The organism is Microvirga sp. GN3 (assembly GCF_055792825.1).
Genome location: NZ_JBVVAK010000019.1, coordinates 72,485 through 87,728 on the forward strand (window position 1 = coordinate 72,485; position 15,244 = coordinate 87,728).

16 protein-coding genes are annotated in these 15,244 nt (G+C 63.3%); 7 read left to right on the top strand and 9 right to left on the bottom strand.

Features of this window, described 5'->3' with window-relative positions; genetic code table 11:
• Window positions 1-23: 23 nt before the first annotated feature.
• The gene (locus ACS5Q1_RS12075; protein WP_473098429.1) at window positions 24-512 is read left to right on the top strand and encodes a PaaI family thioesterase; all 489 of its coding nucleotides are present in this window, start codon (window positions 24-26) and stop codon (window positions 510-512) included.
• Here the strand turns inward: ACS5Q1_RS12075 and ACS5Q1_RS12080 are convergent.
• The gene (locus ACS5Q1_RS12080) at window positions 509-1,354 is read right to left on the bottom strand and encodes a DMT family transporter (protein WP_473098430.1); all 846 of its coding nucleotides are present in this window, start codon (window positions 1,352-1,354) and stop codon (window positions 509-511) included. The two genes, ACS5Q1_RS12075 and ACS5Q1_RS12080, sit on opposite strands and share 4 nt — an antisense overlap.
• Before the next feature lie 206 nt (window positions 1,355-1,560).
• Between ACS5Q1_RS12080 and ACS5Q1_RS12085 the strand changes: the two genes are divergently transcribed.
• Window positions 1,561-2,322, top strand: a complete 762-nt coding sequence (locus ACS5Q1_RS12085; protein ID WP_473098431.1) for a L,D-transpeptidase — start codon at window positions 1,561-1,563, stop codon at window positions 2,320-2,322.
• Window positions 2,323-2,442: 120 nt separating this feature from the next.
• A complete protein-coding gene (locus tag ACS5Q1_RS12090; RefSeq protein WP_473098432.1) occupies window positions 2,443-2,772 on the top strand; it encodes a DMT family transporter in 330 nt (109 codons plus the stop codon).
• Between the two features lie 51 nt (window positions 2,773-2,823).
• Here ACS5Q1_RS12090 and ACS5Q1_RS12095 read toward each other — a convergent pair whose 3' ends face one another.
• From ACS5Q1_RS12095 to ACS5Q1_RS12130, 8 genes are all read right to left on the bottom strand, one after another.
• A complete protein-coding gene (locus ACS5Q1_RS12095) occupies window positions 2,824-3,531 on the bottom strand; it encodes a DUF2076 domain-containing protein (protein WP_473098433.1) in 708 nt (235 codons plus the stop codon).
• Window positions 3,532-3,588: 57 nt separating this feature from the next.
• The gene (locus tag ACS5Q1_RS12100; protein ID WP_473098434.1) at window positions 3,589-4,170 is read right to left on the bottom strand and encodes an NUDIX hydrolase; all 582 of its coding nucleotides are present in this window, start codon (window positions 4,168-4,170) and stop codon (window positions 3,589-3,591) included.
• Between the two features lie 12 nt (window positions 4,171-4,182).
• Window positions 4,183-5,034, bottom strand: coding sequence for an SDR family NAD(P)-dependent oxidoreductase (locus tag ACS5Q1_RS12105; protein ID WP_473098435.1), 852 nt, complete (start codon window positions 5,032-5,034; stop codon window positions 4,183-4,185).
• 422 nt (window positions 5,035-5,456) lie between these two features.
• Window positions 5,457-6,968 (bottom strand): hypothetical protein, encoded by a 1,512-nt coding sequence (locus tag ACS5Q1_RS12110; RefSeq protein WP_473098436.1) that lies wholly within the window; start codon window positions 6,966-6,968, stop codon window positions 5,457-5,459.
• Between the two features lie 100 nt (window positions 6,969-7,068).
• A complete protein-coding gene (gene glcF / locus ACS5Q1_RS12115) occupies window positions 7,069-8,424 on the bottom strand; it encodes a glycolate oxidase subunit GlcF (protein ID WP_473098437.1) in 1,356 nt (451 codons plus the stop codon).
• Window positions 8,425-8,433: 9 nt separating this feature from the next.
• Window positions 8,434-9,051: a DUF2585 domain-containing protein gene (locus ACS5Q1_RS12120; RefSeq protein WP_473098438.1), complete on the bottom strand. Its 618-nt coding sequence runs from the start codon at window positions 9,049-9,051 to the stop codon at window positions 8,434-8,436.
• Window position 9,052: 1 nt separating this feature from the next.
• Entirely contained in the window at window positions 9,053-10,237 is a 1,185-nt protein-coding gene (glcE, locus tag ACS5Q1_RS12125; RefSeq protein WP_473098439.1) for a glycolate oxidase subunit GlcE, read from the bottom strand.
• Complete coding sequence (locus ACS5Q1_RS12130) at window positions 10,234-11,667, bottom strand: FAD-linked oxidase C-terminal domain-containing protein (protein WP_473098440.1); 1,434 nt, start codon at window positions 11,665-11,667, stop codon at window positions 10,234-10,236. The genes glcE and ACS5Q1_RS12130 overlap by 4 nt, the downstream gene beginning before the upstream one ends.
• A gap of 135 nt (window positions 11,668-11,802) precedes the next feature.
• Between ACS5Q1_RS12130 and ACS5Q1_RS12135 the strand changes: the two genes are divergently transcribed.
• From ACS5Q1_RS12135 to ACS5Q1_RS12150, 4 genes are read left to right on the top strand one after another with little or no spacing between them, the layout of a single operon-like run.
• Entirely contained in the window at window positions 11,803-12,192 is a 390-nt protein-coding gene (locus tag ACS5Q1_RS12135; protein WP_473098441.1) for a c-type cytochrome, read from the top strand.
• Window positions 12,189-12,986, top strand: coding sequence for a (Fe-S)-binding protein (locus tag ACS5Q1_RS12140; protein ID WP_473098442.1), 798 nt, complete (start codon window positions 12,189-12,191; stop codon window positions 12,984-12,986). Before ACS5Q1_RS12135 ends, ACS5Q1_RS12140 begins: the two co-directional genes overlap by 4 nt.
• A 9-nt stretch (window positions 12,987-12,995) precedes the next feature.
• Complete coding sequence (locus ACS5Q1_RS12145) at window positions 12,996-14,429, top strand: LutB/LldF family L-lactate oxidation iron-sulfur protein (protein WP_473098443.1); 1,434 nt, start codon at window positions 12,996-12,998, stop codon at window positions 14,427-14,429.
• Window positions 14,426-15,097 carry a LutC/YkgG family protein gene (locus tag ACS5Q1_RS12150; protein WP_473098444.1) on the top strand — a complete coding sequence of 224 codons (672 nt, stop codon included), beginning with the start codon at window positions 14,426-14,428 and terminating at the stop codon, window positions 15,095-15,097. Before ACS5Q1_RS12145 ends, ACS5Q1_RS12150 begins: the two co-directional genes overlap by 4 nt.
• The last annotated feature ends 147 nt before the right edge of the window (window positions 15,098-15,244 follow it).

Consider the following 15,244-nt stretch of genomic DNA (forward strand, 5'->3'; position numbering starts at 1 on the left):
TAGATGCACAGATGGAGATGGCGATGCTTGAGCGGGTTCATGGAATCGTGTCACGGGACGTTCTGACGGCCGAGCCGGGGCTCACCTTCCTGCGCAACATGCTCGAGGGCCGCCACCCGGCCCCACCCTTCTCGCGCTCGACCAATGTCTACATGACCCATGTGGAGGAGGGCCGGGTGATCTTCGAGGGCGAGCCGACGGAAGCCTTCTTCAATCCGCTCGGGACCATCCATGGCGGCTGGACCTCCGCCATCCTCGACAGCGCCATGGCCTGCGCCGTCCACACGACTCTGTTGGCCGGCCAGGGCTATACGACGGTGGAGATGAAGCTCAACTTTGTTCGCCCGATCCTGCCGAACATGGGCAAGGTCACCTGCGAGGGTGCCCTGGTCCATCGCGGCGGTACGCTCGCCACCTCGGAGGGCAAGCTCTTCGATGCCAAGGGCCGACTTCTCGCCCACGGCACCGAAACCTGCATGATCTTCGACGCGGCCGCCCGTAAGGCGGCCTAACGTTTGGATGTCAGCATCGCGGCGGCGACAATGAGAATGCCGCCGCCGAGCGTCGCCCAGGCGGGGATCTCACTGAAGACCCCGTAGCCGATCAGCACCGCCCAGATCAGGGCGGTGTATTCGAGCGGAGCCAGCCGCGCGGCTTCCGCCTTGGCATAGGCCGTCGCCATGAGCACGTGACCGATCACGCCGAGAACGCCCATGAGCATGAACCAGGCCAGATGGGTATAATCCAGGGGCTGCCAGACCCAGAGGCCGAATGGCGCGACCAGGATGAACGGCCCGAAATTCTGGAAGATGACGATATGCAGGAACTTGTCCCGCTGGGCGCGCTGGCGCAATAGCACGAGGCTGAGCGCGTATGTCACCGCCGATGTCAGTGCTGCGGCGACTCCGGCCCAAGAGCGGGCGGCACCGGCCTCCCCTGTCTGACCGAGAACGACGACGAGCGTTCCGGCGAAACCGATGGCAATGGCGCCGACGATGCGGGCATCGACCCTCTCCCGCAACAGCAGCATCCCGAACAGGGCGATGAACATTGGCGACAGGAACGACAGCACGAGGGTTTCGGCCAGGGGCAACTGACCCAGCGCGTAGAAGAAGCTCACCGCCGTCACGACTGCGATCACCGAGCGGAGTGAGTTGGCCGCGATGGTCTCGCGGCTCGGCCAGCCGGGCTTCAGGACAGCGACCACACCGGCCACGACCAGCGAGCCGCAGGCGAAACGCAGGAAGGCGACCTGGAAGGTGGGGTAATGGGCGGACATCCCCTTGATGACCGCATCCATGATGGACAGAACCGCGATGCCCGCGGCCGCCCGCAGGGCGGGACCGAATTTCATGATGTCACGACGATGTGAAAACCGGCGTCCGGGATGAGCGCCTTCGAGAAAAGAGGCTCTTACAGCACTTTCCTTGAGGCTTCACCCCTCTTTTCAGCGCATCGACAGGAAAGCGCTCTTCCGACTTACGCATAAATTCATCGAGCTTGGCGGAAACAAAAGCCGCGCTTCCCGTTATTCTGCAAAACACAGACGAGGATACTTCGATGCGCGCTTGGATCCCTTGCTCCGCAATGCTTTTGGCCGTCCTTCTTCCTGCCGCGGCCTCCGCACAGCCCATCGCCAGGGATGGCCATTTCTACGGCAACACCTACATCTCTCCGGGCTACGATTATCCCTATGCACACACGGAGGATGGCTATGCCGAGAATTATTCTCTCGTGACGCGCCCTGCCTCTCGCGCTCGGGCCTATCGCGGGGCCGTCTATCCTTACGACGTGCAGTCCACGGGCAGCGTAGTCGCGTCCCTGCCGCAGGATTACGGGAACGGCACGGGATACGACAACAGCATCGATTATGCGATCGCGCCGCAGTTCCAGCGCCAGTTCGTATCCTATCGCGGCCACGAGAACCCGGGCACGATCATCATCAATACGAACGACAAATTCCTCTATCTCGTCCAGTCGGGCGGACGCGCCATCCGCTATGGCATCGGTGTGGGGCGTCCCGGCTTCGAATGGGCCGGCCGTAAGACGGTTTCGATGAAGCGCGAATGGCCGTCCTGGCGTCCGCCGGCCGAGATGCGACGCCGCCGTCCCGACCTCCCCCGCTTCATGGAAGGCGGACTGGACAACCCGCTCGGCGCGCGGGCCCTTTATCTCGGCTCTTCGCTCTACCGCATCCACGGCACCAACGAGCCGCACACCATCGGACAGGCTGTCTCCTCCGGCTGCATCCGCATGCTCAACGAGGACGTGGTCGATCTCTATAACCGCGTGAAGGTCGGAACGAGAGTCATCGTGATCTGATCGCACCAATCATCGCGTCTCATCATTGCTTGCGATGGCCGGGCTCGCCCCGGCCATTCGCTTTTGAGAATCGCACGCGGTCTGATCTAAGGCGGCATCGCCCATCGCATGAGGAATGCCATGAACTACGCCTATCTCTTCGCCGCCATTATCAGCGAAGTCATCGCCACATCGGCGTTGAAGGCGGCGGAAGGCTTCACGCGTTTCTGGCCCTCCGTCATCGTGATCGTCGGCTATGGACTGGCCTTCTACTGCCTGTCCCTGACCATGCGCACGATTCCCATCGGCATCGCCTATGCGATCTGGTCCGGAGTCGGCATCGTGCTGATCGCGCTTGTGGGCTTGTTCCTCTATCGCCAGGCATTGGACCTGCCCGCCGTCATCGGCATGGCGCTCGTCCTAGCGGGCGTGCTGATCATCAACGTGTTCTCGAAGACCGCCGGCCACTGAAACAAAACGCCCGCCGAGTGGCGGGCGCTTCCGAACGCAGGTGAGCGACCTTTAAGCCCAATCGCCCTCGTCTCCGCCATCGCCGCCGAAGTCGGAGAAATCGCCCTGATCTTCCTGCTGGCTCGCGTCTTGATGGAGAGAATCCGTGATGCCGGCATTGCCGGCTTCCGCCGCTTGGTCGGCACCGCCGAGACCGGCCGCAGATGCGGCATTGCTCAACGGATTGTTCTCGCCGCTGAAGGCATGGCTCAGGGCATTCGCGATCATCACGCCGCCGGCAACGCCCGCCGCTGTCGAGAGGGCGGTTCCGAGGAAGCCGCCTCCACCGCCGCGCTGCATGCCGCCCCATGGGCCGGGCACGCCGCCCATCATGCCGCCCTGGGGAGCACCGTAATGCTGCTGCGGATGTTGTGGGGCGTGGTCCCAGGGCGAGGCCTGTCGGGCCGGCGGCGCATTATAGGCCGGTCCCGGTGGACGCGATGCACCGCCACCGCCGAAGATGCTGGACAGAAAACCGCCCTGCTGCGGCTGGCGGCTGGCGCGATCGAGCTCGGCACGCAGCTGCTCGTTCTCGGCCTGAAGATTGGCCAGGGCCTGTTCCTGAACGAAGACTGCCTGCGCCAGAGCATAGGGTGCGTAGGGCTGCTGGCGCAGCTTCTCGGCAATGACGCGCTCGGCCTCCGGATCGCGCGGCTGGTTCGCCACCTGCTCCAGGCGTCCGAAGATATCGTTGATGACCTGGCGTTCCTGATCGTTCATGGCATGCCTCCTGCAATCGATCGTTGGAGGAGGATGTAAGCATGGCCCCGGCTTTTGTTAGGGGCTGACAAGGCCGAGCTTGCGCATATTCTGCAGCGCCTGCGGTGCGATACTTTCCAAATCCTGAAGGTCGCGCCATTCGGCACCATGCACCTCCCGCAGATCGGGCCTAAGGGCACTGCCCTCCCCTGCTCTCACAACATAGCGGATATCGTGATGCCAATGCTCGGGCTCATTCCGCTCGGGCCGTGCCGGGATACGGTGGCTGTCGATGTCGATGGGCATGCCGGATATGTCATGCCACGGGTCGATCACAAGTCCATGCAAGCCGGTCTCTTCCACCGCCTCCCGAAGAGCCGAGTCCGGCAGACCCTCCGGCGCCTCATAATGGCCACCCGGCTGCAGCCAGCGGTCGAGAGAGCGGTGGTGGATCAGGAGGATGTTCTGCCCCGTCCGGTCGAGGATGAAGGCCGATGTCGTGACATGGCCCGGAAAGGTACGGCGGGAATGAATGTCATCCCCGCTTGCGATCTGGCGACGGAGAACGGCGTGTCGTTCATCGGGCACCCCGAAGGCACGGGTGTGATCGTCGAGGATCGCCTTGACCTGATGCCGGAAGGCTGCCGGATCGAAACTCACGACTGAATCCCCCTAACCTTCCATCACTTTCGCGAAAGCATCCTTGTAGTCCGGATGCCAGCGCGAGAGCGGCGGGCGGTTTTCGATGATGTCCTCGGCGGCCCAGCGGATGCGCTTCTCGTCCATCTCCCGCGTCGTCTCGTTGTCGGGGCAGAGCACGTAGAAGTCGTTTCGCTCCAGAGCCTGCAGCAGGAAATCGATGACCTGTTCCGGCTCCCAGGCACCGGCCGGTCTCTCGGAAATGCCTCTCGCCTTGGTGAAGCCCGTATAGACGAAGCCCGGGATGAAAAGATGCGCGCTCACCTGACAATCGGGCCGGTTGCGCAAGTCATGCGCCAGCGCCTCGGTGAAGACCTTCACGCCGGCCTTGGAGATGTTGTAGGCGGTATTGCCCGGCGGCGTGGTGATGCCCTGCTTCGATCCCGTATTGATGATCGCGCAAGGGCTTTTCTGGTCGAGCATGGCCGGCGCGAAGACCTGCACGCCGTTGATGACGCCCCAGAGATTGGTCTCCAGAATGGCGCGCCAGCGTGTCAGGTCGCCGAACATCTGCCCGCCGCTCTCGGTCCCGGCATTGTTCATCAGCACGGCGACCTCGCCGAAAGCGGCGTAGGCCTTCTCCTTGAGGTTCCCGACACCCTCCAGCCGCCCGACATCGGTCGCGACCGCAAGGACGTTCTCCGGTTTGCCGGCAATGCGTGCCACGTCCTCCGCGCTGCGCCGGAGCGCTTCGCCTTCCAGATCCGCAAGGCAGACTTTCATGCCGAGCTCCGCGAACCTTTTGGCGGCCGCAAGCCCGATGCCGCTCGCGGCTCCGGTGATGACGGCGACGCGGCCAGAGGCGATTGCAGGATGCTGAGCCATCACTGGGGTCCTTCGTTTGCGATTCGACGATGGGCCCAAAGTGGCGCGCAGCGGATCATTCGCCAAGGCCGGCGGAGTAATCGGCTGTATGCGTTCGTCACATCGTTCTTCGCATTGCCATTCCCGGCCGGAGCGTCAGCGGAGGGGAAGGGAATCCATAGCTTGTGCCTAATCGTAGATCCCCCTCCCTCGCCTGCGGCTCGCCGGGGATGACAACCGCGACGTCATGGCCGGCCTTGTGCCGGCCATCCCGATGCTGTGAAGCACAGGGCCTTTCGGATCGAGATCACCGGCACGGGGCCGGTGATGACGAGAGAGAGTGCTGACGATACGATCAAACACGACGCTCCCACGGTGCTTCGTGAACGCCCTCTCCAAAGAAAAAAGCCCCGCAACTCTGCGGGGCTTTGGAGGTAAAGGTTTTATTCCGCGTCCGGCGATTTCAACGGCCGGACATTCGTCTCGATCTCGTCCTCGTCGAAGAGCATCGGGTCCTCTTCCTGCGTGTCGAGACGGGTCTTCTTGCGCAGCGCCACGTATTTCTTCTGGATCTTGGTCCGGCTTTCGCGGGCGATCTCAAGAGCGCCCTGCACGAGGGAGCGCTCGGCCTTCTCGTTCTGCAGCTCTTCGGTGAGACGCCGGTTCGCGGATTCGAGCGTGCTGCGCTCCTGGTCGAAGCGCTTGGTGAGCTGGTCGATGCGCTCGGAGAGGCTGGCGAGCTTGTTGTCGGAGCTTTCGATCTGGAAGTCCTTGGCCGCGATGGCCTTGTTGAGCATCTCGACACGCTCCTGCAGCTCGATGCGCGAGCGCTGGAGCTCGTTGACCATGGCGACCTGCCGCTCGACCTCTTGCTGCGTCGCCTCCAGGCGACGGTCGAGGGTGTTCTTCTCGATGGTCGTTTCTTTGAGATTGCGCTCGACGCCGCGCAGGGCCTCGTTCTTGTCGCGCAACTGGTCGCGGGTATGGGCCAGGATCTTGTCCGTGGCGGAGAGGCGGGAATTGAGGCCCTCGATCTTCATGTCGAGTGCCGAGAGATCGGTCTGGTGGGCCGAGCGCTCGGAATCGATCTGGGTTTCCAGGCGCTGGCGCAGCACCTGCTCGGCCATGAGCTTGGTCTCGAGTTCGGAGGCGCGCTGGCGCGTGGACTCGAGCTGGGTCTCGAGCTCGCCATAACGGTTGGTCAGGCTGGAGAGGCGATAGTTCTGCTCCTCGGCCACCTTCTGCAGGCGCTTGACCTCGTGATCGAGCAGGCCATTGCGCTCACGGGTCTCGATGAGCTCCCGCTCGGCGCGGGCCACGGTCTGGTCGGCCTCCTGGGCTTCGAGACGCAGGGCCTGGTTCTCTTCCGTGATGTTGCGGGCGCGCTCGGTCTCGATGGCGAGCTGGTTCTCGAGGTCGCCAACGATGGCCTCCTTGTCCTTCACGTTGAGGCGCAGGTCCTCGATGAAAGAATCCTGCTCGCGGACCCTGGTCTCGGCCTTGCGCAGCTGGGACACGGCGGAGTTCAGGTCGTCCGACGTACGGGCATGAAGGTTGTTGAGGTCGCCGAGCTCCCGGCGCAGGGCGATGGTCGTCTCGGTTTCCTGCTTGAGTACCGCCTCGGTTTCGAGAAGGCGCGACTGAAGCTGGGGATAGCTGCGGATGAGGTCGTTCACCGGCTCGTTGAGGAGGGCGAAATCCTCCTTGAGGCTGCGGATTTCCTCCAGCCGGTCGATCATGTTGGCGAAGCGGACGCGGATCAGCTCGTTCTTCTGGCCGACGGAATCCAGCGCGCCATTGGGGCGAACGACGATGGTCTCGCCTTTTTCCGGAGGGGAAGCGGCAGGCGCCGCCGAAACCTCAGGGCCATCGATAACCTGAGGAAGTCCATCGGAAGCAGCCCCATCCTGCTTCTTGCCAAAACGATTCCTGAACGACGTCCAACCCGAAGACATGTGCCGGCCCTTACGCCCCTGAAATTCACACTTTCCTAACTTTTAGCTCAGACGGCCGCAGTTTGGAAATAAAATTTCGTTGCGTAAGAGTGTAGCAGCCTCACTCTGCTGCGATGGTTAACGGCTGGGAGACCCGCTTTCCAAAGCCTGCTGCCTCCAGTGTTTCCGGCATGGGGCCGCCAGTCGCCCAGTCGAGAAGCTCGATCGTGTGAACAATGGGGATGTCGGTCCCCTTCCCGATCTGGGTCATGCAGCCGATATTGCCGGTGGCGATGAGGTCGGGCTTGGTGCGCTCGATATTGGCGACCTTGCGCGCCCTGAGCTGCGCGGCGATCTCCGGCTGGAGCAGGTTGTAGGTCCCGGCCGAGCCGCAGCAGATATGCCCTTCCGGAACGTCCTTCACGGTAAAGCCCGCCCGCTTCAGCAGCGTCTTCGGCTCGGTGCGGATCGCCTGCCCGTGCTGCATGGAGCAGGCGGAATGGTAGGCCACCACCAGATCCGTCTCGCGCACCGGCTCCACGAGCTTCAGGGACGTGACGTATTCGGTGACGTCCTTGGCAATGGCGGAGACGCGGGCGGCTTTCTCGGCATAATCCGGGTCCTCCCGGAACATGAAGCCGTAATCCTTGATCGTCGTACCGCAGCCCGACGCCGTGATGATGATGGCGTCTAACCCCCCTCCATCCATCTCGGCGATCCAGGCATCGATATTGCGCTTGGCGAAGCCGTGGGCCTCCTCATCGCGGCCCATGTGGTGGACGAGCGCGCCGCAGCATCCCTCCCCCTTGGGCTGGACCACGTCAACGCCGTGGCGGTTGAGGAGGCGGATAGCGGCCTCGTTGAAGCCGGGTTTGAGCACCGGCTGGGCGCAGCCGGACAGGATGGCGACCCGGCCCCGACGCTCTCCACGCGCCTTGAAAGTATCGGGCTGGTCGAAGGGCGAGCGGGCCGGGACCTTCGCCGGCGCCAGATCGATCATCGCCTGCAGGCGGGTACCGAGAAGCGGCAGCGCGCCGATCACGCCTTTGAGGGGCTTTGCCAGCATCGCCGCGCCGAGCGCGAAGCGGAAGCGGGCCGGATAGGGCAGAACGCTCGCCAGCACCCAGCGCAGGAGCCGGTCATGCCAGGGCCGCGTATAGGTGGCCTCGATATAGGCGCGGGCGTGATCGACCAGATGCATGTAATGCACGCCGGATGGACAGGTCGTCATGCAGGACAGGCACGAGAGGCAGCGGTCGATATGCTTCACCACCTCCGGCGAGGCCGGCTTCCCGCTCTCCAGCATGTCCTTCATCAGGTAGATGCGTCCGCGCGGGGAATCGAGCTCGTCGCCGAGAAGCAGGTAAGTCGGGCATGTGGCGGTACAGAAACCGCAATGAACGCAGGTCCGGAGAATCTTCTCCGAACTTGCCATGGCGGGATCTCTGAGCTGATCGGGCGTGAAATTGGTTTGCATTGTTTTATCTCACATCGCCCCTTGCCATTGATTGATGGCTTCAACGGGATGGATCAGCATGATGATGTTCAGGATCAGGTTGTCGCGGATCCAGAACCCGACGAACGCTTCCATGACCGCCGCTGCCAGAACCGTCAGCCAGACCGGCCAGAACCGCGCCAGCACGAAGCCGGCGATCATGGCAACAATGTCCGAAACCGAGTTGATGACGCTGTCGCCATAATAATCGAGAGCGATGTTCGTTGCACGATAGCGCTCGATGACCGCGTCGGTGTTCTCAGCGATTTCCCACGCCGCCTCCAGACCGATGGCGAGAAGGAGCGCGACACTGAGCGGAAGTGCCCTTCCGCGCAGGATACCGATCATCCAGGCTCCGCAATAGAACAGGAAACCGTGGATGATGTGAGACGGCGTGTACCAGTCGGTCAGGTGCTGCGAATTGCCGGAATCCTTCACGGTCCCATGCCACAGCTCGATCGTGCCGCATTTGCAGATCGGCGTGCGGCCCATCATCAGGAGAATGGCGGCGGTGAGCGCGATGAGCCCGAGCACGAGCCCGACGATGAGCGCCGTCCGCGAGCTGCTCGAGGTCTTTGCCTCCGGCGCGAGAGAAGCCGTACCCGCCATCTCAGATTCCCGCATACATCCGGCCCGGATTGAGAATTCCGGCGGGATCGAAGGAGGCCTTGATGCCGCGCGTGATGGTCATCAGCGCCTCGGATTGCGGCTCGAACACATCGAGAATGGAGCGGGTCTCGGCCGGCGCACGCACGAGGGTGGCGTGGCCGCCGAAGGTTCTGGTCGCTTCGCGCAGGACGGAGGCACCCGCATCGTCGTCGATCGGTGTCGAGATCCAGACGAGCCCGCCGCCCCAATCATAGAACCATTGCGCATCGAGAGATTGCGCGACCTGGGCAACGAAATCGGGGCCTTTCGTCGGGGTGGTGGAGACACGCCAGATCGCGCGATTGCCCTGATCGGTCAGCAGCGTCGCATCGCGCACCGATTGCCAGAGCGCCTCGGCCCCGACACCTTCGAGAATGTCCATGAAGCGGAAGCGTTTCAGCAGGCGCTTGAGTTCGTTCACGCGGTAATCGACGGAAACCCTGAAACCTCCGAGCCGGATCAGCGTATTCCCACCTTTCCGGTCGCGGTCCGGAACATGCGCAGCGCCCGTCACGTCGAAGGGCGATCCGAGCGCCATCGACAGGGCCTCGATAGCCTGCTTGTCGTCGAGCCCGCGAATGACGAGGGTCGCCATGCGCTCCTGTTTGGGCAGCACCTTGAAGGTGACCTCGGTGAGAAAACCCAACGTGCCCCAGGAGCCTGCCATGAGCTTCACGAGATCGAGGCCCGTGACGTTCTTCATCACACGGCCACCGGACTTCACCACCTCGCCGCGTCCGTTGACGAAGCGCACCCCGATCAGACTATCGCGGGCGGCCCCCGCCATTATGCGGCGCGGACCGGAAATGTTCATGGCCGCGACCGCCCCGATGGTCGGCTCACCCTTGGTGCCGAGAACGGCGCGGTAATCCATGGGCTCGAACGGCAGTTCCTGTCCCTTCGCGGCCAATACGCGCATGACCTCCAGCACCGGCGTGCCGCTGCGGGCGGAGATCACCAGTTCCGCCGGTTCGTAGAGCGTGATGCCGGTCATGGCGGCCGACGAGATCGAGGCATCGGTCTGGTTCGGACGCCCCATCGGCGCCTTGGTGCCATTGCCGGAAACATTCAGAAGCGTGCCTTTATCGGCAGCCTCGCGGATGATGATGGAAGCGTCCTGCTCGTCGCGGGGGGTATGGGTCGTCACGCGGCGAGCCTTCCTTCGAGCGGAAATACCTTTGCGGGGTTGAGCAGCCAGCGCGGGTCGAACACGCCGCGCACACGCATCTGCTGTTCCAGATCCGTGGTGTTGAACTGATGGGTCATGAGATCACGCTTCTCGATGCCGACGCCATGCTCACCGGTCAGGCAGCCGCCGACCTCGACGCAGAGCTTGAGGATATCCTCGCCCGCCTTCTCGGCCTTCTCCATCTCGCCCGGCACGTTGGTGTTGAACATGACGAGCGGATGCAAATTGCCGTCGCCGGCGTGGAACACGTTGGCGACGCCGAGCCCGTAGGATTTCACGATCTCGTCGATGCGATTGAGCACGTAAGGCAATTGGCCGGTCGGGATCGTGCCGTCCATGCAGATGTAATCGGCGACGCGGCCAGTCGCACCGAAGGCCGACTTGCGGCCCTTCCAGATCGCGGCGCTCTCGGCCTCGGACTGCGAGACCTTCATGGTCTTCGGCCTGAACGGCTCGGCAATGGCGACGATGCGGCGGAGCATGTCGTCGATCTCCGCATCCGAGCCCTCGACCTCGACGATCAGCATGGCCTCCACGTCGAGCGGATAGCCCGCATGGGCAAAGGCCTCGCAGATCTGGATTGCGGGCTTGTCCATGTATTCGAGAGCCACCGGAATGATGCCTGCTCCGATGATCGCCGCCACGCAGGCGCCGGCATCCTCCACCGAGCTGAAACCGAACAAAGCCGGCCGCGCGCCTTCGGCCGCACGCAGGATCCGCACCACCGCTTCTGTCACCACGCCGAGCTGGCCTTCCGAGCCGCAGACGAGGCCGAGAAGATCGTAGCCCGCCGCATCCAGATGCTCGCCGCCGATCTCCACCACCGTACCGTCGAGGAGCACCATGGTGACGCCCAGAAGATTGTTGGTGGTCACGCCGTATTTCAGGCAATGGGCCCCGCCCGAATTCATCGCGATGTTGCCGGCAATCGTGCAGGCGAGCTGGCTCGACGGATCGGGGGCATAGAAGAAGCCCTCATAAGAGACAGCCTGGCTGATGCCGAGATTGGTGATGCCCGATTGAACGAGCGCCGTGCGCCCCTCGAAATTGATGTCCAGCACCCGGTTCATCTTGGCGACGCCGAGCACGATGGCATCTTCCTGTGGAATGGCCCCGCCGCAGAGCGAGGTTCCCGCCCCGCGCGGCACCACCTTCACGCCATTCTCGTGGCAGAAGCGCATGATGGCCGAGACCTCCTCCGTCGTGGAAGGCAGCACCACGGCCAGCGGCATCTGACGATAGGCGGTCAGGCCATCGGTCTCGAAGGCCCGGCGCTCATCCTCGGACACGATCAGAGCCTCCGACGCGACAAGGCGTCCCAAACCCTCGACGATGTCCTTCCGGCGCGCCAAAACCGCTTCGTCCGGTTTCGGAAATGCAATGGTCATGACACCCTCCCTGGGGAATCATCGCTGCGTTCAAGGTATGGCTACCTTAACAATAAGGCGGCTTTCCCTGATGGCGTTTTCTAATAATGTAGAACCTCTCTAAGATGGGACAGGTGTCCAGCAAAGGAGTTTTTCATGCGTTCCTTCGTTCTTTCCGCCGCCCTGCTTCTCGCAGGGCTCGGGTCTGCCCAGGCTCAGGACGCAGCCGCCGGCGAGAAGGTGTTTGCGCAATGCCGGGCCTGCCACCAAACCGGAGAAAACGCGAAGAATGCCGTGGGTCCGGTTCTGAACGGCCTCTTCGGCCGCCATTCGGGGTCGATCGAGGGCTATAACTATTCTCCCGCCAACAAGAATTCCGGCATCACCTGGGATGAGGCGACCTTCAAGGAGTACATCAAGGATCCGAAGGCCAAGATTCCGGGCACGAAGATGATCTATGCCGGCCTCAAGGACGAGCAGCGGGTCAACGACCTCGTCGCCTATCTGAAGCAGTTCGACGCTTCGGGCAAGAAGGCGACCCAATGAGCGACCTGCCCTCCCAAGGCCGGCCCGGCAAGCCCCGGGTCGGCCTTTTCGTGACCTGCCTCGTTGACCTGATGCGCCCGTCCGTGGGCTTTGCGGCCGTCAAACTCCTGGAGGATGCCGGCTGCACCGTCGATGCTCCCGTCCAGACCTGCTGCGGCCAGCCGGCCTACAATTCGGGTGACCGGGGGACGACGCGGGACCTGGCGATGCAGGTGATCGAGGCCTTCCACGGCTATGACTACGTGGTCGCTCCCTCCGGCTCCTGCGCCGGCACGATCAAGACCCACTACCCGGAACTGTTCGAGGAAGATCCGAACTGGCGCGCCAAGGCCGATGCGCTCGCCGTCAAGACCTATGAGCTGACGAGCTTCCTGGTCGACGTGCTCGGGGTCACCAAGGTCGACGCCTCCTTCGACGGCGCGGTGACCTATCACGATTCCTGCTCGGGCTTGCGCGAACTCGGCGTGAAGACCCAGCCGCGCCGGCTTCTCGCCAGCGTGGGAGGCCTGACCCTCGTCGAGATGAAGGACAGCGATGTCTGCTGCGGCTTCGGCGGCACTTTTGCCGTCAAATACAGCGATATCTCCGGCGCCATCGTCGATGCCAAGGCCAAGAACATCGAGGAGGCCCGCGCCCCAACCCTGCTGGCGGGCGATCTCGGCTGCCTCATGAACATGGCGGGCAAGCTCACCCGCGACGGCAAGCCGGTCCAGGTGCGTCACGTGGCGGAGGTTCTGGCCGGCATGACCGACGAGCCGCCGATCGGTGTCGCCAAAGCTGAAACCGTCAAGTAAAACTCACCTATGACCGTTCATTCCACATCTCCCCAGTTCAAGCAGAATGCCGCGCGGGCGCTGAATGACAATCAGCTGCAGAAGGCGCTGGGCAACGTGAAGCAGGGCTTCATCGACAAGCGCCAGGCGGCGGCCGACAAGCTGCCGGAATTCGAGGCGCTGCGGGATGCGGCACGGGACATCAAGAACCACACGCTGGAGCATCTCGACCTCTACCTCGAAGCTTACGAGGAGAAAGTGCAAGCCTCCGGCGGGCATGTGCATTTCGCCCGCAACGCGGACGAGGCCCGCGACATCATCTTACAGATCTGCCGCGAGGCTGGTGCCAAGACGGTAACCAAGGGCAAGTCCATGATCTCCGAGGAGATCGGGATCAACCATCACCTGGAAGCGAACGGCATCCGGCCGGTCGAGACGGATCTCGGCGAATACATCATTCAGCTCCGCAACGAGTTGCCGAGCCACATCATCGCGCCCGCCGTCCATCTCAACGCAAGCCAAGTGGAAGAGGATTTCAGGCGCGTTCACACCCATCTCGACGCCAAGCGCGATCTCTCGGAGCCCGTGCAGCTGCTGACCGAAGCACGTGCCGTGCTGCGCGAGCGTTTTCTCGCGGCCGATGTGGGCATTACCGGCGCCAATTTCCTCGTCGCCGAGACCGGCACCTCGATCATCGTGACGAACGAGGGCAACGGCGATCTGACCCAGATCCTGCCGAAGACGCATATCGTGCTCGCCTCGCTGGAAAAGCTTGTCCCGACCCTGGAGGATGTCAGCCAGCTCCTGCGCGTGCTCGCCCGCTCGGCGACCGGCCAGGAGATGTCGGTCTACACCACCTTCTCCACCGGCCCGCGCCGCAGCGCGGATGCAGACGGGCCGGAGAACTATCACGTGGTTCTCATCGACAATGGGCGTTCCTCCATGCTCGGCACGAGCTTCGAGGAGATGCTGCGCTGCATCCGCTGCGGCGCCTGCATGAACCATTGCCCGGTCTATCACGCGGTCGGCGGACACGCCTATGGCTGGGTCTATCCCGGCCCCATGGGCGCGGTGCTCACACCCTCGCTCATCGGCGTCGACAAGGCGGGGCATCTCCCCAACGCCTCCACCTTCTGCGGGCGCTGCGAGAGCGTATGCCCGGTACGAATTCCACTGCCCAAGCTCATGCGCCACTGGCGCGAGCGGGAATTCGAACGGCATCTGACGCCGGCGACCGTGCGCTCGGGCCTGAAATTCTGGGGCTTCTTCGCCAAGCGCCCTGCCCTCTACCGACTCGCAACCCGCGCCGCCATGGGCGCGCTGGCTCTTGCGGGCCGCCAGCGCGGACGCTTCTCATGGCTGCCGATGGCCAAGGGCTGGACCAAGTACCGTGATTTCCCCGCCCCGCAGGGCGAGACATTCCAGCAGCGTTGGAAACGCGAGCGCAAGGGAGCCCGCGCATGAGCGCCCGCGACGAGATTTTCGCCAACATTCGCCGGTCTCTCGGCGTCAAAGGCAGCGAGAAAATCCGCCAGCAGATCGTGGCAGACCATCTGGAACGCGCGCCCAAGGGCGTGATCCCCAAGCGCGGGCAGGTTTCGGGTGAGGAGCGGATCGCGCTCTTCAAGACCATGGTCGAAACCGCGCTCGCCACGGTGACGGAGGTAGCCTCCCCGGCGGAGGTACCGCAATCCATCGCCCTCTTCCTGCGCAACCACAATCTGCCCGCGACTCTGCGCATGGGTGACGATCCGCGCCTCAAGGCCATGCCCTGGTCGGAGACCACCCTCGAGATTGCCCATGGCCCGAGCCAGGGCAGCGACCTCAATGCCGTGAGCCACGCCTTCGGCGGCATTGCCGAATCCGGCACGCTGGCGATGGTGTCGGGACCTGAGAATCCCTCGACCCTCAACTTCCTGCCCGACAATCACATCATCGTGGTCTCGGCCAAGGACATCGCCAGCGACTACGAATCCGTCTGGAACCGGGTCCGCTTCGCCTATGGCAAGGGCACCATACCGCGCACGGTGAACTGGATCACCGGCCCGTCCCGGTCGGGTGATATCGAGCAGACCCTGCTGCTCGGCGCCCATGGCCCGCGGCGGCTACATGTGGTGGTGATCAAGGAATGATTGTTGGGCGTTTCACCACATCAGAAGTAATTACCCACGCCCTTGTCAGCAGGCTCAATGCCTGAATCCATGGGGCCATGGATCGCACTGATTTGCAGCGCCTGACGAAGGAAGAGCTGATCGAACTGGTGCTGCGGCTGCAGCGGC